Source organism: Nocardia rhamnosiphila NBRC 108938, assembly GCF_000720425.1.
GTDB lineage: Bacteria > Actinomycetota > Actinomycetes > Mycobacteriales > Mycobacteriaceae > Nocardia > Nocardia rhamnosiphila.
The window spans coordinates 865698-884311 of sequence record NZ_JOAJ01000001.1 but is presented as its reverse complement, the minus strand read 5'-3'; the positions used below and the strand labels follow the sequence as shown (position 1 = coordinate 884311).

Here is an 18614-nt window from a genome sequence, read left to right as displayed (position 1 = left end):
TCCACTCTGCGCTGTTGACATGCCCATGCTATCCACGGTACCTATTTGTGTAACGATCACTGCATAAATATCGGGAGTTGAAATGGATCTAGAAGGAAAAGTCGCTTTGGTGACGGGCGGTAGCCGGGGTATCGGCTCCGCGATCGCGGAGCGGCTGGCCGCCGACGGCGCGGATATCGTGCTCACCTACAACACCGCGGCCGGACCCGCCGACGAGGTGGTCGCGCGGATCCGTGATACCGGCCGGCGCGCATTGGCCGTGCCCGCGCCCGCCACGGACCCGGAGGCGGTACCGGCCGCCGTGGAACGGACCGTGACCGAGTTCGGCAGGCTCGACATCGTGGTCAACAACGCGGGAATATTTCCCTACGGCACCATCGACGAACTGACCATGGAACAGTTCGACGAGACCATGAACCTGCACGTCCGCGCCGCGTTCGCGGCCGCGCGGGCGGCGAGCCCGCATCTCGGTGCGGGCGGCCGCATCATCAGTATCGGGAGCAACCTCGCCGAACGGGCGACCCGCCCGGGCCTGAGCCTGTACTCGATGAGCAAGGCCGCGTTGATCGGTTTCACCAAAGGGCTCGCCCGCGACCTGGGCCCGCGCGGTATCACGGTCAATGTGGTGCAGCCGGGTTCGACCGATACCGAGATGAATCCCGCCGACCGTGCGCCGGCCGACGCCCAGCGGGCGGCCACCGCGCTCGGCCGGTACGCGGCGGCCACCGAGATCGCCGCCGCCGTCGCCTATCTGGCCGGCGAGGGCGGCGCCTTCGTCACCGGCAGCACGCTCACGGTCGACGGCGGCGCCAACGCCTAGGGTTCACAGCCCCGCCTCCGCCTGCTCCTCGATCCGGCTCAGCGCCCGATAGATCTCGCTCTCCAGCGCGAGCAGTTCGATATCGCCTTTGCGGCGCGGCCGCGGCACATCGATGGAGAATTCGCGGTACACCCGGCCCGGCCGCGGCGACAACAGGATCACGCGGTCGGCCAGGTATACCGCCTCCCCCACGTCATGGGTGACGAAGACGACCGTACGGCGGCGGCTCTCCCACAGTGCCAGCAGATCCCGTTGCAGCTGGATCCGGGTCAGATGGTCGACGGCGCCGAACGGTTCGTCCATGAGCAGGACCGCGGGTTCGGTCGCCAGCGTCCGGGCGATCCCGGCCCGCTGCCGCATACCACCGGACAGCTGGTGCGGATACTTCCGTTCGAAACCGGCCAGCCCGACCTGGGCCAGGTACTCCGCGGCGGCCGCGCGCCGCTCGGCGCGCGGCACCCCGCGGAACTCCAGGCCGAGTTCGACATTGCGGGCCACGGTGCGCCACGGATACAGCGAGGCATCCTGGAACACCACCCCGATCCTGCTGTTCGTACCGGCGACCGGCTCGCCCTCGAACAGCACCTCGCCCTCGGTCGTGTCCTGGAGTCCGGACAGGATGTCGAGCAGTGTGCTCTTGCCGCAGCCGCTGGGGCCCAGGAGGACGACGAATTCGCCTTCGCCGATGGTCAGGTCTATTCCGTCGAGCGCCCGGACCGGCGGCTCGGTGGGGAATTCTTTGCCCACACCGCGTACTTCGAAGGTTGCCACGGACATACCTCGCTGATCGTGTCGTGCCGTCGCGGGGTCAGCGCGCCGGCCGCGGGTAGGTGAAATCCTGCACGTACTCCTGCGGGATGAACTGCGTATCGATGTACTTGTCGGCGTCGTAGCGCACGTCCTGCAGACCCATTTCGATTTCGATGTCCTGGGTATCGCGGATCGCCACCGGATCGACGGCCGGGTTGTTGTCCCAGATATCGTCTTCCTGCCGCAGGGCGAGTTCCACCGCCTTCGGATCGATGGTGCCGAGCTTGGATTTCAGCCACGGCAGGTACTCGTCGTAGTGCTCTTTCGCGTAGGTGTAGGCCTTGAAGTAGGCGCGCAGGCTGCGGCGCAGCAGGTCCGGATCCTTGTCGATCACATCGTTTCCGGCGATCAGCACGCCGGTGTGGTAGGTCGGCAGGTAGTCCCAGCCGCGGGCCAGTGTCACCGATTCGCCCTGGAGTTCGCCCAGCGCGGGGAACGGCTGATGGATGATGGTCGCGTCCACCTGACCGCTGGTGAGAGTGCCGTAGGCCTGTTCGTTCACGCCGTTGGCGATAAAGCTCACCTCGTCGGGATCGACACCGTTGGCGGTGAGGATCTTGCGCGTGTAGGTCTCCATACTGCTACCGGCCGTGGCGATCCCGATGGTCTTGCCGCGCAGATCGGCGAAGGATTTGATCTCGGGCCGCGCGATGAGGAAGAACGGTCCCTTGCTCCGGAATGCCGAACTGATGATCTTGATCGGCGCACCCTTCTCGGCCGCCCGCAGATAGTTGCTGGTAGGGCCGAACGCGAAGGTCAACGCCCCGGTCGCGACACCGGTCACCGCGTCCTGGACCTGGGTGAATTTCACCTCGAGGTTCTCGGCGTCGAAGAAACCCTTCTCGACACCGAAACGAATCGGCAACTGCGTATAGGAGGTGCTGTCCTGCAGGGTCAGCACACTGCGGCCGTCGGCGGCGGAACCGCCCTCACCCGCCAGGGATTCGACGGTGCCGGAGCAGCCGGTCGCCGCCAGGACCAGCGCCACCGCGCCGGCGAGAACGGCCAGAGATCTCTTCTTGAACACAGTTGTTCCTTCGATATGGGTGTCGGCAGAGCCGGATGTCAGGCGTACTTCCAGCGGAGAAGGACTTTCTTCTCCAGCAGATTCACGGCCGCGATGATGAGAACCGAGAACACCGTGATGGACAGGACCAGCGCGAACAGGGTCGCGGTGTCGTAGACGCCGATGGCGCGATTGAGCATATTGCCCAGCCCTGCCTTGGAAGCGATGATCTCCGCGAACAGTGCCGCCACCAGCGCGGTGCCCGCCTCGATCCGCAAGGCGGCGACGATACTGGGCGACGCGGACGGCAGGATCACCTTCACGATCGTCTGCCACCGGGACGCACCGTTGGCCCGGGCGACCTTGAGATGACTCTCCTGGACCTGTTTGATCCCGGCGATCGTGTTGAACACGAACAGGAAGTAGCCGAACAGGAAGACGATCACGATCTTGTGGTTGACTCCCACGCCCAGGTACAGGGTGAGCAGCGGGATGATGGTGACCTTCGGGACGGCCATGGCGCCGCCGATGAACGGGTTGAGGAACCGCTCGGCGGTACGCGACAGCCCCATATAGATTCCGGTCGCCACACCGAACACGAACGCCAGGGCCGTCCCGACGACCGCCTCGTACAGGGTGATCAGCAGATTTCCGAAGAGATGCTCCTCGCTGATGAGCCGCGGGAATACGCCGAGTACCTGGGTCGGTGAGGCCAGGTAGATCGATTCCACCCGCCCCGAATCCACCAGCCACTGCAGGATCGCCAGCACCACGGCGACGACCGCGAGCTGGCCGGCAAGCACGGCCAGGTTCTTCGGGGACACCGCCGCACGGAGCCGCCGGCCCGCGGACTGCTTCCGGGGCCGCACTGCGGCCGGGCGTACGACTACTGCCTCGGCTTGGTCGAGAGCCACCGTCATGGTCCTTTCAGTTCGGTTCCGACAGGAGCGGGCGCCGGTCGCTGTGCCGGTTACCCGGACGTTCGAGGCTCAGGTGATCGCGGAATGTCGTGCCCGCGTAATCGGTACGGAACAGGCCGCGCCGCTGTAGTTCGGGCACCACCAGCTCGGTGAACGCCTGCACCGAGCCCGGCACGAAATCGGGAAAGATATTGAAACCGTCGGCCGCGCCTTCCTCGAACCAGCGCTGGATATGGTCGGCCACCTCGACCGGGTTCCCGACCACGGTCCGGGAGCCGACGGTGATGGCGTTGATCAGGTCGAAATAGGTGATCGGCGCCGCGCCCTCGACCGTGCGCCGGGTCGTCTCGGTGATACCCGCGAAGACCTTGCGCCCCGCGGGAGCCGACGAGTCGAACACCTCCCGGGACACCGGATCGTCGATGCCGTACCCGGTCACATCCAGCTCGAGGACCTGGGAGACCGAGGCGAGATTGCGTTTCAATCCCTGCCCGAGACCGCCGAACCGCACCGAATCGACGGTTTCGTGTGCGGGATCCAGCGGTACCAGCGAATTCAGCCGGTCGTAGATCTGCACCGCCTCGCCGGTGGTGGGGGCCACCACCACGCTCAGCCCGGGCAGGATCTGGATCTCGTCGGCGGTGCGCCCGTACCGGGCCGCCCGGGCCTTCACATCGGCGTAGTACTCCTTGGCCGACTCCAGATCGGGCTGGCCGGCGAAGATCACATCGGCTTCCCGGGCGCCCAGTTCCCGCGATCGATCCGACGTGCCCGCGTGCAACAGGATCACCTGGCCCTGCGGGGGGCGCGCCACGTTCAGCGGCCCCTTGACCGAGAAGTGTTCTCCCACATGGTCGATGGTGTGCAGTTTGGACTCGTCGATATAGCGGCCGCCGGTCTTGTCCCGGGTGAACGCGTCGTCCTCCCAGCTGTCCCACAGCGCGCGTACCACGTCCACGAACTCGTCGGCCCAGTCGTAGCGCTTCTCGGTATCCCAATGACCGTCCCGGCCGAAGTTGTACGCCGCGGCGCCGTCGGCGCCGGTGACCAGGTTCCACGCCGCCCGGCCCCGGCTGAGATAGTCCAGCGAGGCGGTGAGCCGGGCAACGGTATAGGGGTCGTAGTAGGTCGGGTTCGCGGTGACGGCGATACCGATATGGGAGGTCGCGGCCGCGATGGCGGAGGCGACGGTGAACGGTTCCATCCGCGACATCTGGGCCGGGTTGGTCTTGGCCAGCGCCGGATCGGTGGCCAGCCGGTCCCCGAGGAACAGGAAATCGAATTTCGCCGCCTCCACCAGCCGGGTCACCTCCTGGATGAACTCGATATCGAAGGCGCCGTCGGCCCGGGCGCCGGGATACCGCCAGCCGGCGGTGTGGGTGCCGGTGGCCCAGAACATGAGCCCCAGATGCAGTTCTCTGCGTGTGTCGGACATGGGTCACTCTCCTCCCGCTCGGGTGTTCTCACGGGCCCAGCGGTTGTCCGGCCGGTCCAGGCCGAGGTGTTCGCGCAGGGTCCGGCCGGTGTACTCGGTACGGAACAGTCCGCGCCGCTGCAGTTCGGGTACGACGAGACGGACGAACGCCTCGAACTGTTCGATGAGGTATGCGGACTGGATATTGAAGCCATCGGAAGCGCCCGACTCGAACCACGCCTGGATGTAGTCGGCGATATCGGCCGGACCGCCCACCACCACGTGACCGCCCACGATATGGGTGTTGAGCAGATCGCGAACGGTCAGCGGATCCGCGCCGCCCACCGCGCGGCCGGTCCGGGCCGCGGTGGTGTTCAGCAGGGCCCGGCCGGCCGGATCGAACCGCGCGACGGTCGCATCGTCCAGCGGATCGCCGAGTTCCCGCGCGGTGAGGTCGACACCCACGCGCTGGGACAACGCCCCCAGATTCCGCAGACCCGGACCCTGCGCCTCGCGCGGGGCGGCGCTGCCCACGCCCCACTGTTCGGGAGCGCGGCCGCCGAACCGGAAGTCGTCGTCCAGCACGAGCAGCTCGTTGAGCCGGTCGTAGCGGGCGCGGGCGGCCTGCCGCGTCTCGGCGACGATGGGAGTGAGGCCGGGCAGGATAGCGAGCGACGACCGCGCCCGGCCGAAATCGGCCGCGCGCCGCCGGATCTCCTCGGCGTAGGCCTTGCCCTGCTCGATCGTGGCGGCAGCGGCGAAGAGGACATCCGCCTCGCGCGCACCGAGATCACGCGAGCGGTCGGAGGTCCCCGCGTGCAGGATCACCGGCTGTCCCTGCGGTGGCCGGGCCATGTTCAGCGGGCCCCGGATCCGGAAGGACCGCCCGCGGTGGTTCACCGGGTGGATACGATCGGCGACCACGAATTCGCCGGTTTCCGGGTTGCGGACGAAGGCGTCGTCCTCCCAGCTGTCCCACAGATCGCGGACCACGCCGACGAATTCGTCGGCCCGGTCGTACCGGGCCGACGCGTCGCCGTGCTCGGTCCGAGTGTAGTTGGCCGCGGCCCGATGGTCGGCACCGGTCACGATATTCCACGAGGCCCGCCCCGCCGAGATGTGATCGAGCGAGGCGGTGAGCCGGGCCAGATTGAACGGTTCGTAATAGGTCGGATTCGCGGTGACCACTATCCCGATCCGGCTCGTCGCCGTGGCGATATAACTCGCCGCCGTGAACGGTTCGATCCGTGCCAGCACCGAGGTGTTGGTGAACTGGTACTCCGGCCCGGTGGCGAGCCGGTCGCCGAAGAAGAAGAAATCGAATTTCGCCGACTCCGCGAGTTGCGCGAGTTCGACGAGGTATCCCCCGTCGAAACCTCGGTCGTGTACGGCCTCGGGCAGGCGCCAGCCCGCCGGATGGGTGCCGTTGGACCAGTACATGTAACCGAGGTGCAGCTGCCGGTCGGCGCCGGATTCGTCGGACATATCCGCCTCTGCCTGAATCGAAGGATGGATGGGGCTCAGGGCCGCGTCGCGGAACCGGTGACCTGCCCGGGCGCTCCGCTGAGGTCGCCGGCGAACAGCGCGGTGAGTTCGGCGAATTCGGCCGGGGTGGGCCGCCAGCGGGAAGCCGCGAGATTGTCGTCGAGCTGGTCCGGTTCGGTCACCCCGGCGATCACGCTGGATACCGAGTCGTGGGCGAGCAACCAGCCGAAGGCCAGTGCGGTCGGCGTGATATCGCGGGCCCGGGCGAACTCGGCGTACCGCTCCAGCGCCTCCCACGGCGCGGCGTCGAGCAGATGTTTCTTGAGGTTGGTGATCTTGCGGCCGGCCGGTACGGCATCGCGCCGGTACTTCCCGGTGAGCAGTCCGTTCTGCAGCGGGAAGTACGGGAAGAACCCCAGCCCGTAGGCGGCGAGCGCGGGGAGCAGTTCCTTGGCCGGCTCCCGCCACAGCAGGTTGTACTCGTTGGTCGCCGAGATGAACCGCGTATGCCCGTTGATCCGGGCGAGGTATTCGGCGTCGGCCACCTGCCAGCCGGCGAAGTTCGAGGTGCCGAGGTAGCGAACCTTTCCCTCGCGCACCAGGTCGTCGAGTACCGACAGGGTCTCCTCGATCGGGGTGACCGGGTCGGGAGTGTGGATCTGGTAGAGGTCGATCCAGTCGGTCCGCAGCCGGCGCAGCGACGCCTCCACCGCGAGCCGGATATAGCGGCGCGAACCGCGCACTCCCCAATCGGGGCCGTTGAGGCCCGCGAGCCCGATACCGAACTTCGTACCGATGACGACCCGGTCGCGCCGGTTGCCCAGCGCCGCGCCCAGCATGGTCTCGCTCTGGCCCGCCCGGTCGCCGTAGACATCGGCGACATCGAAATAGGTGATCCCGAGATCGAGCGCCCGGCCGACGATCCGATCGACCGCTTCCTGCGTATCGGCGATCATCCCGGTCCGGCCGAAGGTACTGGCCCCGATCCCGACTTCCGATACCACCAGTCCCGAACGGCCGACGCTGCGGAAACCCTCCTCCGGCAGCGCGCTGCGCACCGGTGCGCCGGACAGAGAGGTACTGGTGACGGCTGTGGTCATGGTCTTCTTTCCCACGATCCGGAGCACGGGCCCGGCGGCCCGAGAACTGGCCCGGAACTGACTTTTCGAACACCGTCACGCTAGGAGCACAGACAACTTCGAGCAACACATCTCGTTCCACAAAGCGGAATAGTTGACTGAGGCAGAATTTCATGCTCATGCAGGTAGAAGCGCTACAAATCCGATGCCGCTCGCGTTCACCCTCTCGCGACAGCGGCTAGTATTCCGATTATCGGAATCTGGGCCCCTCCCATTCCAGGGCGGCCGGCCGGAAAGGACACCACGTGGCGGTCAATCAATCCGGGCTGCAGACGGTCTCCCGCGCACTCGCGGTACTGCGGTGTTTCCAAGGAGATGCCGAACTGGGCGTCACCGAGATAGCCCGGGCGCAGAACCTGCCGATGAGCACCACGCACCGATTACTGCAGGCGCTGCTGGAATCCGAGTTCGTCGAACAGGACGAGCGGACGGGCCGATACCGGCTCGGCGTCGCGCTCGCCGAGTACGGCCAGCTCTCCTATCGGCGCCACCTGGTCTACCTCGCCGAACCGCATATCGAGCAACTCGCCGCCGAGACCGGTACCGCCGTCTCGCTGGCGACCCGGCACGGTAGCGACGCCATCAATCTCGTATTCACCCGCTGGCGGGAAGCCCACGGGCACAACCTTTCCGAGGTCCGCTTCCCCCTGCACGCCAGCGCGATCGGCAAGGCCCTGCTGGCCTGGTCGCCGGTGACCCGGGAAGAACTCGAGACGCTGCCCTACCATCAGGGCACCGACCGTACGCCCGCGGACGCGGAATCACTCACCGCCGAACTCGAGCTCGCCCGCAGAACCGGGTACACGATCAACGACGAGCAGACCGAATGGGGCTACCGCATAATCGGGGTCCCGGTCCTGGACCGGGCCGGTAACGCGCGATTCGCCCTCGGCATCCGGGGAACCACCCAGCTCATGATCCCCGAGCGGATCCCTTTCCTCGCCGATCTCGCGCGCGTCACCGCCACCGCCATCGCCGCCACCCTGTTCCGGGACGCGGCTCGGATCCACTGACCGCAAGGGTATCGCTGCGGGTCGCCGGCCCACGGCCTCACGCGTGGGCGGTCCGGCCGCCGTCGACCGACAGCCGCGCACCGGTGAGATAGGTGTGCTCGGGGGAGGCGAGTGTCAGGGCGAACGCCGCGATCTCCGCCGCGCTCGCCAGCCGTCCCAGTCCGGGAACGTGGGATTTCGCCCACTGCTTCATGAAAACCTGCCACGCGGAATCGGGCAGGGCCTCCATCCCCGCGGCGCGCCGGACCAGTTCGGTATCGGTGGTACCGGGCAGCATGGCGTTGACGCGGATACCGTCGGCGGCATAGTCCAGTGCCGCCGACTGGACCAGCCCGATCAGGGCATGCTTGCTGGCGGTATAGGCACCTTTGCCGGCATCGGTGGCTACGGCGTTGCTCGACGACGTCACCACAATCGTCCCGCCGCCCCCGCGGATCATATGCGGGACCTGGTATTTCATCGCCAGGAAAACACCGCGCAGGTTCGTGTCGACGACCCGGTCGAATTCCGCCGCGCTGTACTCGTGCAGCTTCTTCTGCACTGTGATCCCCGCATTGTCGAACGCGATATCCAATCGGCCGTACCGTCCTACCGCCGCGTCGACGAAGTACCGAACCTCGTCTTCGACAAGAACATCGGCACGGTAATAGGTCGCTTCGCCGCCCGCGCGCCGGATCTCGTTCTCCACAGCGCGGCCGCGATCTTCGCGGCGCCCGCAGAAGGCGACCCGGGCGCCTTCCGCGGCGAACTGCCGCGCGGCCGCGGCGCCGATACCGGAGGTCGCGCCGGTGATCACGACCACCCGATCCGCGAACCTACGCGCGGTGCCGAGGTGCACAGCAGGCGGATTCGAGCCGGCGCCGAGCGCGATCCCCGAGGCGAGACCGGCGGCACCCGCGGCCAGGCCGGATGCGGTCATCGCACCCAGCAGGGCGCGTCGGCTCTGCGCCGGAGGTGTGGTTTCCGTTGCTGTCTTCTCGTCGGTCATGGGACAACCGTGCCGGAGCGGCGCGGTCGGCGGATCGGTCCGCGAGCCGCCCGCACCGGCCGAAAGGAGGAGATCGCTCCTGCCGGCGGAGGAGTCGCGCCGGCCGACGGCCCCGGCATCATGGGGGCGTGACGGAGAACGGCGTGACACGCGGAATCGACTGGCTACTCGATCCGCGGCAGCTGCCCGTGCGGCTGCTGGTTCTCCTGGCGTCAGCGGTGGGGTGCCTGCTCTTCCTGACCGATGCGCCGACCACGACGGATTGGGCGCTCGCCGTCGCAGCGGTCCTGGTCACGGCGGGCTCGGCACGCCTGCCGCTGGCGACCGCGCTGGCCGCGACCGGTGTGCTGATGCTCGGATTCACGATCGGGGAAATCGGCCCGGTGGTGCCGAAGGTCGCGGCCGCGCTCGCGCTGGCCGAGCTCGCGGCCCGGCGTGGGGGCGGGTCCGCGGTGCTCGGCGGGTTCGCCTTGGCCGCCGCCTACCTTCTCCACACCGAGGGCGGTCCTGCGGCGACGGTGTACCGGGCGACGGTCATGGCCCTGCTGCCGGTATTGCTGGGCGCGGTGCTGCGGACGACGCGCGAGAGCGCCGCCCGGGCCCGCCGAGAGGCGGCCGAGCTGGCACATCGGCGGGAAACGGAGGTGGTCGCGGCGCGCGCGACCGAACGGGCCGCGATCGCGCGTGAACTGCACGACCTGATCGCCCACCACATCTCGTCGACGGTGCTGCGGGTGGGCGTGGCCCGGCATGCGCTGACCTCCGCGCCGCCGGCCGTACTGGAAGTTCTCGACGATATCCATCGCAGTGGCAAGGAAACTCTGCACGATCTGCGCACTCTGGTGACAGTGTTGCGGGATCCGGGCGCCGGCGCCGCGTCGTTCGTCGATCCGGCCGGGCTCCCGGTCGCCATCACCGCGGTGGTGGAGCGGACGCGGCTCGTGATCGCGCGAATCGATCTGGAGTTGGACCCGGATATTTCGACGGTGGACGCGCTGACGGGACTCACCCTATTGCGCCTGGCGCAGGAAGGTACGGCCAATGTGGTGAAGCACGCCGGTCCGGAGACCACTGCCCGGCTCTCGATCACCGCCGGACCGGGCCCGGTCGAATTCCGGCTGTCCGACAGCGGCCCGGCGGCGGGCACGGCACAACTCGCCCCACCCGGGTCAGGCATGGGCCTGATCGGGCTACGCGAGCGGGTCGGACTGCTCGGCGGTACCCTCACCGCGGAGCCGGCGGGATCGGGCTGGCTGCTCACCGCGAGCCTCCCGGGCGAGCCGGGTGGTGCCGCGTGACCATCAGGGTGATGCTCGTGGACGACCAGCACCTCGTGCGGGCCGGACTGCGCATGCTGTGCGAGACCGCGGCCGACCTCGAGGTGGTCGCCGAGGCGCCGGGTGGCGCGGAAGCGGTGCGCCTGGCCGAACGGACCGCACCGGACGTGATCCTGATGGATCTGCGGATGCCGGGGATGGACGGTATCCGCGCCACCACCGCCATCCTGGCGGCCCGGCCCGGGGCCCGGGTCCTCGCACTCACCACGTTCGACGACGACGACCACCTGTATCCCGCACTGGCAGCAGGTATGTGCGGTTTCCTGGTCAAGGACGCGTCGCCCGGCGACCTGCTCGACGGTATCCGGCGGGCCGCGGCCGGGGACCGGCCGTTCTCACCGGAGGTGCTGGGCCGGTTGGTGGACACCGCCGTCGCCGCCCGCGCGCAACCGTCGCGGCCCGCCGCACCGGCGGTGACGCTGACCGGACGGGAGACCGACGTGCTGCGATTGGTGGCCGCCGGACTGTCGAATACCGAGATCGCCCAGCGCCTGCACATCGGCGTCACCACGGTGAAAACCCATATCGCGAACCTGCTGTCCAAGACCGGCGCCGACAATCGGGTCAAACTCGCGGTGTACGGGCTCGGCCCGGCCGTGCACAGGTCCGACGACCGTGGCCTACAGGGCCCGCCTCCCGTTTCAGGCGGCCCGGGCGGTGAGGTCGCGTGCGGCGACGTCCAATACCCGCCCGAAGGCGTAGGTGAACAACGGCCGCACCACCCGGCGGGTCAGCACCGCGCCGACCAGGGGGAACCGTAGTTCCACGACCGTCGTCCACACTACCCGGGTACCGTCGGTGGTCTCGGTGAACTCGACCCGTCCCAGTTCGTGCCGGGCCGGCGGCAAGCTGCGGTACACGTGGTATTCGAAGGATCGGGGCGGATCGTAGGCGGTGACCCGTTCCCAGAACACCCCCACGCACCAGACCAGGAATCGCACCGCGCCGAGACCATAGGGCGCGCCGGCGCCGGGCACCGCGAGACGCTCGTGCAGTACGAGCGGTATCCGGGTGTAGTTGTGTGCTGTGCTGATCCAGTCGAATACCGCGTTCGGTGGTGCGGTGATCACGCGCTCCACGGTGATCGTTTCCATGACGGCCCCTCCCTCCGACCCGGATTCCGTCGCCGGGTTCGTTCTACTACAGGCGATAGTAGAACCCGCACCGGGCCGCTGTCCGCACTTTCGGCCATCGACCTCGCCCCGGAGGATTTCCCCGGCCGGACCTCACCCGTGCAGCCCGGGCAGCGGCCACATCCTCAGCCGACGATCAACGGCGCGATATACATTCGCGCGAATTCGGCGAGCTGCTCCTCGGATTCGAGGTCCAGCGCGCTGACGGGCTGCAGGATCAGGGAGTGGACCACTCGGCTCGCGATCTCGACCCGGGTTGTGAGATCGGGAATGTCGGGGAGCCCCCGCTGCCGCATCGCCTCGGCGAGCAGGGTGGTGGCCACACCGACGGCCATCGTGAAGAAAGGCCCGCCCTCGGTGGTCACCTGAGGCAGTAACCGGCCGGGCTCGAGCGCCAGCACCCGTTTGATCATGCCGTGGGTTCGCCAGCGCGTGATCACCGTGACGAACATGTCGGCGACAATGGCCTCCGGACCGGGGTGCCGCGCGGGAATACCCTCGAGTTCGGCGAGCAGGGCACCCACCTCGCGGGCGCTCACCGCGCGGACGAGATCGTCACGCGAACCGATCCGCCGATAGATGGTGCCGCGGTCGACCGCCGCCTGCCGGGCGACATCGCCGATGGTCGTCTTCTTCACCCCGAATGTCTCGAACTGCACGCGCGCGGCATCGAGGATGCGGGTTTCGATAGCGTCGGCGTGGGACCGGTCTTGCGAGGTAGAGGCAGGGGCGGACACAGGACCACGCTAGCAGCGATCAGCATTTCTGCAACAATCAGAAAGAATTTGTTGCGACAACATTGCAAGGCAATCTGTTGCATTGTACGGTCGACGTATGGCTGACGACAGTGCCACCACGAGCACCTACCGGGAAGAAGCCCACGCGATCCACGCCCGCGATGTGAGCTTCGACTTCTCGACGGTTCCCATGCACTACATCCCCGGAGAAGTGCTGGCGACCCATGTGACCAATGTGATGCACCTGGTACTGCCGGAAGGTGAGCGGGCCATGGCCGCCTGCCTGGCCGAGGCGCTACCCGCGATCGACGACGAACGCCTGCGCGAAGAGGTGACGGGGTTCATCGGCCAGGAGTCGATGCACGCGAGCAGCCATGAGGGCGCCCGCAAACACCTGCAGTCCATCGGGCTCGATGTCGACTCCTACGTCGAGAAGATCGGCTGGCTGGTCGACCGGGTACTGGGCGAGCACGGACTGAGCGGCCGCGCCGAAGAAGAATGGCTCAAGGAACGCCTGGGGCTGTTCGCGGGAATGGAACATTTCACCGCGGTGATCGGCGAGTGGCTGCTCGAATCGGAGGTGCTCGAGGAACTCGGCATGCATCCGACGATGCTCGATCTGGTGCGGTGGCACGGCGCGGAAGAGGTCGAGCACCGCAGCGTGGTCTTCGACGCCTACATGCATGTCGACGGCGGGTATGCACGGCGCGTACGCACGGGTCTGCTCGCCAGTGGGCTGCTGCTGCCACTGTTCGTGGTCTCCACCGCCTACCTGTACCGCAAGGATCCGAGCCCGGCCAAGGGCCGGTTCTGGGGTCAGCAGTTCGTCAGCGCCACGCTGCGCGGTGTGATTCCCAGTTTCACCACATTCTTCACCGAGATGCCGCGCTACCTGCGGCCGGGTTTCCATCCCTCCCAGCTCGGATCCATGGACAACGCCCTACGCTATCTGGCGCACTCCCCCGCCGCGCGCTCATGACCACCGCGCACCCCGCGCCCCCGAGCCTGCGGATGCTCGGCCTGGCGGTGGACGTGTACAAGAAGGTGTTCACCAATCCCGCGCTCTCGCCTCCGAACCCGGTGCGCCGCAGCGGCTTCGATCTCGACGTCGTCGTGGACGCGGTACAGGAGGAGGCCCGCGATGTGGTCTCGCTGACCCTGCTCCGGGCAGACGGTGAGCAGCTGCCGTCGTGGCGTCCCGGCTCCCATATCGACGTCTTCCTGCCGTCGGGGCGGCAACGCCAGTACTCCCTGTGCGGCGACCCCGCCGACCACCACCGCTACCGGATCGCGGTCCGCCGGATACCGGAGGGCGGCGGGGGCTCCCTCGAGGTCCACGACCTGCGACCCGGCGATACCCTGCGGATCCGCGGACCGCGCAACGCGTTCACCTTCGTCGACTCCGCGCCGTCCTACCTCTTCGTGGCCGCCGGGATCGGCATCACCCCCATCCTGCCGATGGCGCAGGCGGCCGGGGACCGCGGACGACTGATCTATCTCGGCCGCTCCCGGGAAACCATGCCCTTCCTGGGCGAATTGCCGGCCGGCAGCGATATCCGGCCCGACGACGAGGCCGGTGCACCCGATATCCGGGCGCTCCTGGCGACCGCCCGGCCCGGCGCCGCGGTGTACGTCTGCGGACCACCACCGGTCCTCGAGGCCGCCCAGCGTTCCCTTTTCGCACTGAACCCGGCCGGATCGTTGCATACCGAGCGATTCTCGGCGCCACCGGTGCGCGACGGCCACGAATTCGACGTCACCCTCGCCAGATCCGGGCGCCAGGTCCGGGTCGGCGCCACCGAGACGACACTCGACGCCATCCGCCGGGTCCGGCCCGATGTCGTCTACTCCTGCCGCCAGGGTTTCTGCGGCACCTGCAAGATCGGCGTCGCGGCCGGCCCGGTCGACCACCGCGACCGTCTGCTGAGCGACAGCGAACGCGCCGGCCACATGCTCACCTGTGTCTCCCGGTCGGCCGGCGGACCGCTGGTACTCGATCTCTGATCCCGAAAGGCCCTCAGCCCCATGAGCGCACGATTCGCCCTGTCCCCCTCCGACGACGCCTTCCTGGATACCGCAGCCCACCGCTACACCCATATCGTCGATATCCCGGCACCGCCGCCGCGGGTGTGGGACACGCTGATCGCCGACGACGCGCTGGTGTCGTGGTCGGCCGTCGTCACGTCGGCGAAGTGGACCTCACCGCGACCCTTCGGTATCGGCACCACCCGGGATGTCACACTCGGTGGCCTGATCCGGCTGGAGGAACGTTTCTACCGGTGGGACGAGGGTTCCCGGATGACCTTCACCGTGGACGCCGCCTCGGTGCCCGGGCTGAACCGGTTCGCCGAGGACATCGCCCTGCTCCCGTTGGCCACGGGAACGCGGATCATCTGGACCTTCGCTCTCGAGGGCAGCGCGATACTGCGTCCACTGCTGGCCGCGGCGAGCCCGGTGAACCGTTTCGTCACCAAGACCATCGCCGCCGGCACCGGCCGCCGGGTGCGCACCGAGACGGTGGGGGCACGATGAACGACCGCACACCGGAACACCACAGCATCGTCGTACTCGGCGCCGGATTCGGCGGAATCGGATTGGCGATCAAACTGCGCGAGGCCGGTTTCGACGACCTGGTACTGCTCGAACGCGCCGACGATCTGGGTGGCACCTGGCAGGCCAACACCTATCCCGGCTGCGCCTGCGATGTCCCGTCCCAGCTCTACAGCTACTCGTTCGCGCCCAACCCGGATTGGTCCCGCACCTACGGCAAACAGCGCGAGATCCTGGAGTACCTGCGCCGGGTCGCCACCGACCACGATGTGGTCCGCCATATCCGGCTGGGTACCGAACTGACCGAGGCCCGCTGGGACGAGGCGGCCCACCTGTGGCGGATCCAGACCTCGCGCGGCTCGCTCACGGCCGATTTCTTCATCTCGGCCGCCGGCGTCTTCGCCGAGGCCAAATATCCCGAACTCCCCGGTATCGACACCTTCGAGGGCACCACGTTCCATTCGCTGCACTGGGACCACGAGCACGACCTCACCGGTGAACGGGTGGCGGTGATCGGCACCGGCGCCTCCGCGGTGCAGTTCGTGCCCGAGATCGCGCCACAGGTGGCCGCGCTGACGGTGTTCCAGCGGTCCGCGCCCTGGATCGTGCCGCGGATGGACCGCCCGACACTGGGTGTCGAGCGCACCCTGCTGCGCCGTCTCCCGCTCGCGCAGAAGGCGATCCGCGGTACCTGGTACACCCTGATCGAAGGATTCGGCCTGGTCGGGTTCGTCGACAATCGCTTCCGTCATCCGTACGAGATGCTCGGCCGGCTCCAGTTGCTGCGCCAGATCCGCGATCCCCAGTTGCGTCGCAAAGCAACCCCCGACTACATCATCGGCTGTAAACGCGCGATCTTCTCCGATGCCTACCTGCCGGCGCTGGACCGGGAGAACGTCGAGGTGGTCACCGACGGTATCGCCGAGGTGCGCCCGCACTCGATCCTGACCCGCGCCGGTGTGGAGATCCCCGTCGACACCATCATCTACGGCACCGGGTTCACTCCGATCCCCACCGCCTTCGAGCAGATCATCGGTCGCGACGATCTCTCGATCGCCGACCTGTACCACAAACGGCCACAAACATATCTGGGCGCGGCGATGGCCGGTTTCCCGAACTTCTTCTGCACGCTCGGTCCCTTCGGCGCCGCCGGCAACCAATCCGCCATCTTCATGCTCGAATCGCAGATCGCCTACATCGTCGACGCGCTGCAGACCCTGCGCGCCCGCGGCGCCCGCCGGGTGGAGGTGCGGCAGGAGACCCAGGACGCGTTCGTCGAGGAGATGGCCCGGCGCAGCGCGGACACGGTCTGGCTGACCGGCGGCTGCCAGAGCTACTACACCACCCCCGACGGCGGCAACGCCGGTCTCTACCCCAACTGGAGTTTCGAATACCGACGGCGCACCAAGCAGTTCGATGCCGAATCCTATGAGGTGACCGCATGAAACCCACGCTCCCCGACCCGCTGGGCTGGCTCTCGCCGTCCGCGACCTTCGACGTGAAGGGCAAAACGGTACTGGTCACCGGCGCGGGCCAGGGCATCGGACTCGAACTCGTCACCCTCCTGCACCGGCGCGGCGCGGTGGTGATCGTGGTCGATATCGACGAGGCGGCCGCCCGGCGCACGGCGCGCGACCTGGGTTCGCGCGCCGTCGGTCTGGCGGGGGATGTCGCCGACCGCGGCCGGATGGAGGAGGTGATCGCCGAGGTCGCCGAGCAGTTCGGTGGGCTGGATGTGGTGGTCGCCAATGCCGGGGTCACCCCGGTGCCCGCGACCATCCGGAGCATGGATCCGGCCGATTTCGACCGGGTCATGAGTATCAACCTCACCGGGGTGTTCAACACCGTGCATCCGGCGCTCGACCATATCGTGCGGTCCCGGGGTCACGTGGTCGTCGTCTCCTCCTGCGCCGCTTTCGCACCGGGTATGGGCGGCTCGCCCTATATGGTCAGCAAGGCCGCGGTGGAGCAGCTGGGCCGGGCACTGCGGGTGGAGCTCGGCGCCTCCGGCGCCACCGCCGGGATCGCCTACTTCGGGGTCGTGGAGACCGCGATGACCCATGACCTGCTCGACGCCGACGATCTGGGCCGCCGGATCAACGATCTGCTGCCGTGGCCGCTCAACGTGCGCATCACCGCCGAAGAGGCCGCCCGGACCATCGCCGACGGGATCGCGCGCCGCGCGGCGCGGACCATCGCCCCCAGCGGCTGGCAGCCCTACGCACTGCTGCGCGGGGCGATCAACACCGTGCTGGACCGGCGGCTCGCCGCCGATTCGACAGTGCACGAACTGGTCCGCGCGATCGAGCGGCGCCGATGAGCGAACCGGCGCGCGGATCGCTGCGGGCCCGGTACGTCCGGCAACTGTCCGCGCTCACCGCGCGCCGTCTGGCGCAGTTCACGCCGGTGAACACCTACACTCTGCCCGCCGCGCGGGCACTGATCGACCAGGCCCTGCGCGCGGCCGCGCCCCCGCTGCGCGGCACCACGGCCGACCGGGTGCGGCACGGCACGATCACCGGTGAATGGGTCCGGGGCCCGCGCGCCACCCGAACCGATGCCGTGATCCTCTACCTCCACGGCGGCGGATTCGTCGCCGGATCCGCCGCCGGGTACCGCGGGGTGGCCGCCCGGCTGTCCACCGCGACACGGTTGCCGGTGTTCACACTCGACTACCGGCTCGCGCCCGAACATCCGTATCCGGCGGCGCCCGAGGATATCGCCGCCGCCTTCCGATGGCTGCTGTCCCGAGGGCACCGTCCCGGCCGGATCGTGGTCGCGGGCGATTCGGCGGGCGGCTTCCTCGCCGCCGATTTCGCCATCTCCCACGCGCGCGACGGGTCCGCCCCGCCCGCGGGCCTGGTCCTCTTCTCACCGATGACGGATCTGAGTCTCGCGCTCGCCACCGGGTTCCCGGGGGCGGCGGCCGAAGGACTGCTGTCGCCGGGGCTGTCGCGACGTGCCGTCGCGCATTTCACCCCGGATCCCTACGATCTGCGGCCCGGGCGCGGAATGCCGCTGCCCCCGGCCCTGATCCACACCAGCGATACCGAATTCTTCGGCGGCGACGGCGTCACCCTCGCCGAACGCTGGACCGGCGCCGGCGCCGGCTGCGAACTGCGGGTGTGGCGCGACCAGATGCACGCCTTCCAGGTGCTGCCCGCCCTCGTCCCCGAATCACGCCTCGCCTACCGGGAGGCGGCACGCTTCGTCTCCTCGGTCCTCGACACCACCGCCGCCGCGGTCTGATCCGGAAAGGCCC

18 protein-coding genes and 1 pseudogene are annotated in these 18614 nt (G+C 68.3%); 10 read left to right on the top strand and 9 right to left on the bottom strand.

Annotation, left to right across the window (positions count from 1 at the left end):
* The first annotated feature begins 82 nt into the window (after positions 1–82).
* On the top strand, positions 83–820 hold the full coding sequence (locus tag IG75_RS0104150; RefSeq protein WP_030519798.1) for an SDR family NAD(P)-dependent oxidoreductase: 738 nt from the start codon (positions 83–85) through the stop codon (positions 818–820).
* Between the two features lie 3 nt (positions 821–823).
* On the opposite strand, the gene IG75_RS0104145 is transcribed toward IG75_RS0104150, so the two are convergent.
* The 6 genes from IG75_RS0104145 to IG75_RS0104120 are packed head-to-tail and all read right to left on the bottom strand — an operon-like array spanning position 824 to position 7555.
* Complete coding sequence (locus tag IG75_RS0104145; protein WP_156058622.1) at positions 824–1597, bottom strand: ABC transporter ATP-binding protein; 774 nt, start codon at positions 1595–1597, stop codon at positions 824–826.
* Positions 1598–1628: 31 nt separating this feature from the next.
* The gene (locus IG75_RS0104140) at positions 1629–2657 is read right to left on the bottom strand and encodes an ABC transporter substrate-binding protein (RefSeq protein WP_051714188.1); all 1029 of its coding nucleotides are present in this window, start codon (positions 2655–2657) and stop codon (positions 1629–1631) included.
* Positions 2658–2695: 38 nt separating this feature from the next.
* The gene (locus IG75_RS0104135) at positions 2696–3550 is read right to left on the bottom strand and encodes an ABC transporter permease (RefSeq protein WP_030519795.1); all 855 of its coding nucleotides are present in this window, start codon (positions 3548–3550) and stop codon (positions 2696–2698) included.
* A gap of 13 nt (positions 3551–3563) precedes the next feature.
* Positions 3564–4991, bottom strand: coding sequence for an LLM class flavin-dependent oxidoreductase (locus tag IG75_RS0104130; RefSeq protein ID WP_030519794.1), 1428 nt, complete (start codon positions 4989–4991; stop codon positions 3564–3566).
* A 3-nt stretch (positions 4992–4994) separates the two neighbouring features.
* The gene (locus IG75_RS0104125; protein WP_030519793.1) at positions 4995–6455 is read right to left on the bottom strand and encodes an NtaA/DmoA family FMN-dependent monooxygenase; all 1461 of its coding nucleotides are present in this window, start codon (positions 6453–6455) and stop codon (positions 4995–4997) included.
* 35 nt (positions 6456–6490) lie between these two features.
* Positions 6491–7555, bottom strand: coding sequence for an aldo/keto reductase (locus IG75_RS0104120; protein WP_030519792.1), 1065 nt, complete (start codon positions 7553–7555; stop codon positions 6491–6493).
* Positions 7556–7839: 284 nt separating this feature from the next.
* Between IG75_RS0104120 and IG75_RS0104115 the strand changes: the two genes are divergently transcribed.
* Positions 7840–8607, top strand: a complete 768-nt coding sequence (locus tag IG75_RS0104115; protein ID WP_030519791.1) for an IclR family transcriptional regulator — start codon at positions 7840–7842, stop codon at positions 8605–8607.
* Between the two features lie 37 nt (positions 8608–8644).
* Here IG75_RS0104115 and IG75_RS0104110 read toward each other — a convergent pair whose 3' ends face one another.
* Positions 8645–9595, bottom strand: a complete 951-nt coding sequence (locus IG75_RS0104110) for an SDR family NAD(P)-dependent oxidoreductase (protein ID WP_030519790.1) — start codon at positions 9593–9595, stop codon at positions 8645–8647.
* A 128-nt stretch (positions 9596–9723) separates the two neighbouring features.
* Here IG75_RS0104110 and IG75_RS0104105 point away from each other — a divergent pair, with 128 nt between their 5' ends.
* Both IG75_RS0104105 and IG75_RS0104100 read left to right on the top strand, forming a co-directional pair.
* The gene (locus IG75_RS0104105; RefSeq protein ID WP_030519789.1) at positions 9724–10893 is read left to right on the top strand and encodes a sensor histidine kinase; all 1170 of its coding nucleotides are present in this window, start codon (positions 9724–9726) and stop codon (positions 10891–10893) included.
* A gap of 11 nt (positions 10894–10904) precedes the next feature.
* A pseudogene (locus IG75_RS0104100) lies at positions 10905–11519 on the top strand (response regulator); the annotation flags it as partial.
* Positions 11520–11573: 54 nt separating this feature from the next.
* Here IG75_RS0104100 and IG75_RS0104095 read toward each other — a convergent pair.
* Positions 11574–12026 (bottom strand): SRPBCC family protein, encoded by a 453-nt coding sequence (locus IG75_RS0104095; protein WP_030519787.1) that lies wholly within the window; start codon positions 12024–12026, stop codon positions 11574–11576.
* 164 nt (positions 12027–12190) lie between these two features.
* Positions 12191–12802, bottom strand: a complete 612-nt coding sequence (locus IG75_RS0104090; RefSeq protein WP_030519786.1) for a TetR/AcrR family transcriptional regulator — start codon at positions 12800–12802, stop codon at positions 12191–12193.
* A 97-nt stretch (positions 12803–12899) separates the two neighbouring features.
* Here IG75_RS0104090 and IG75_RS0104085 point away from each other — a divergent pair, with 97 nt between their 5' ends.
* From IG75_RS0104085 to IG75_RS0104060, 6 genes are read left to right on the top strand one after another with little or no spacing between them, the layout of a single operon-like run.
* Positions 12900–13781 carry a metal-dependent hydrolase gene (locus tag IG75_RS0104085; protein ID WP_030519785.1) on the top strand — a complete coding sequence of 294 codons (882 nt, stop codon included), beginning with the start codon at positions 12900–12902 and terminating at the stop codon, positions 13779–13781.
* Positions 13778–14806, top strand: coding sequence for a PDR/VanB family oxidoreductase (locus IG75_RS0104080; protein ID WP_030519784.1), 1029 nt, complete (start codon positions 13778–13780; stop codon positions 14804–14806). Before IG75_RS0104085 ends, IG75_RS0104080 begins: the two co-directional genes overlap by 4 nt.
* Positions 14807–14827: 21 nt before the next feature.
* A complete protein-coding gene (locus tag IG75_RS0104075) occupies positions 14828–15334 on the top strand; it encodes an SRPBCC family protein (RefSeq protein ID WP_030519783.1) in 507 nt (168 codons plus the stop codon).
* The gene (locus tag IG75_RS0104070; protein ID WP_030519782.1) at positions 15331–16797 is read left to right on the top strand and encodes a flavin-containing monooxygenase; all 1467 of its coding nucleotides are present in this window, start codon (positions 15331–15333) and stop codon (positions 16795–16797) included. The genes IG75_RS0104075 and IG75_RS0104070 overlap by 4 nt, the downstream gene beginning before the upstream one ends.
* The gene (locus tag IG75_RS0104065) at positions 16794–17672 is read left to right on the top strand and encodes a short-chain dehydrogenase/reductase (RefSeq protein WP_030519781.1); all 879 of its coding nucleotides are present in this window, start codon (positions 16794–16796) and stop codon (positions 17670–17672) included. Before IG75_RS0104070 ends, IG75_RS0104065 begins: the two co-directional genes overlap by 4 nt.
* Positions 17669–18601 carry an alpha/beta hydrolase gene (locus tag IG75_RS0104060; RefSeq protein WP_051714187.1) on the top strand — a complete coding sequence of 311 codons (933 nt, stop codon included), beginning with the start codon at positions 17669–17671 and terminating at the stop codon, positions 18599–18601. Before IG75_RS0104065 ends, IG75_RS0104060 begins: the two co-directional genes overlap by 4 nt.
* The last annotated feature ends 13 nt before the right edge of the window (positions 18602–18614 follow it).

Bases quoted from the DNA above. Each gene is read 5' to 3' on its own strand.
- IG75_RS0104150 (WP_030519798.1), top strand. From the start codon at position 83: ATGGATCTAGAAGGAAAAGTCGCTTTGGTGACGGGCGGTAGCCGGGGT.
- IG75_RS0104145 (WP_156058622.1), bottom strand. From the start codon at position 1,597: ATGTCCGTGGCAACCTTCGAAGTACGCGGTGTGGGCAAAGAATTCCCC.
- IG75_RS0104130 (WP_030519794.1), bottom strand. From the start codon at position 4,991: ATGTCCGACACACGCAGAGAACTGCATCTGGGGCTCATGTTCTGGGCC.
- IG75_RS0104125 (WP_030519793.1), bottom strand. From the start codon at position 6,455: ATGTCCGACGAATCCGGCGCCGACCGGCAGCTGCACCTCGGTTACATG.
- IG75_RS0104120 (WP_030519792.1), bottom strand. From the start codon at position 7,555: ATGACCACAGCCGTCACCAGTACCTCTCTGTCCGGCGCACCGGTGCGC.
- IG75_RS0104110 (WP_030519790.1), bottom strand. From the start codon at position 9,595: ATGACCGACGAGAAGACAGCAACGGAAACCACACCTCCGGCGCAGAGC.
- IG75_RS0104095 (WP_030519787.1), bottom strand. From the start codon at position 12,026: ATGGAAACGATCACCGTGGAGCGCGTGATCACCGCACCACCGAACGCG.
- IG75_RS0104085 (WP_030519785.1), top strand. From the start codon at position 12,900: ATGGCTGACGACAGTGCCACCACGAGCACCTACCGGGAAGAAGCCCAC.
- IG75_RS0104080 (WP_030519784.1), top strand. From the start codon at position 13,778: ATGACCACCGCGCACCCCGCGCCCCCGAGCCTGCGGATGCTCGGCCTG.
- IG75_RS0104075 (WP_030519783.1), top strand. From the start codon at position 14,828: ATGAGCGCACGATTCGCCCTGTCCCCCTCCGACGACGCCTTCCTGGAT.
- IG75_RS0104070 (WP_030519782.1), top strand. From the start codon at position 15,331: ATGAACGACCGCACACCGGAACACCACAGCATCGTCGTACTCGGCGCC.
- IG75_RS0104065 (WP_030519781.1), top strand. From the start codon at position 16,794: ATGAAACCCACGCTCCCCGACCCGCTGGGCTGGCTCTCGCCGTCCGCG.
- IG75_RS0104060 (WP_051714187.1), top strand. From the start codon at position 17,669: ATGAGCGAACCGGCGCGCGGATCGCTGCGGGCCCGGTACGTCCGGCAA.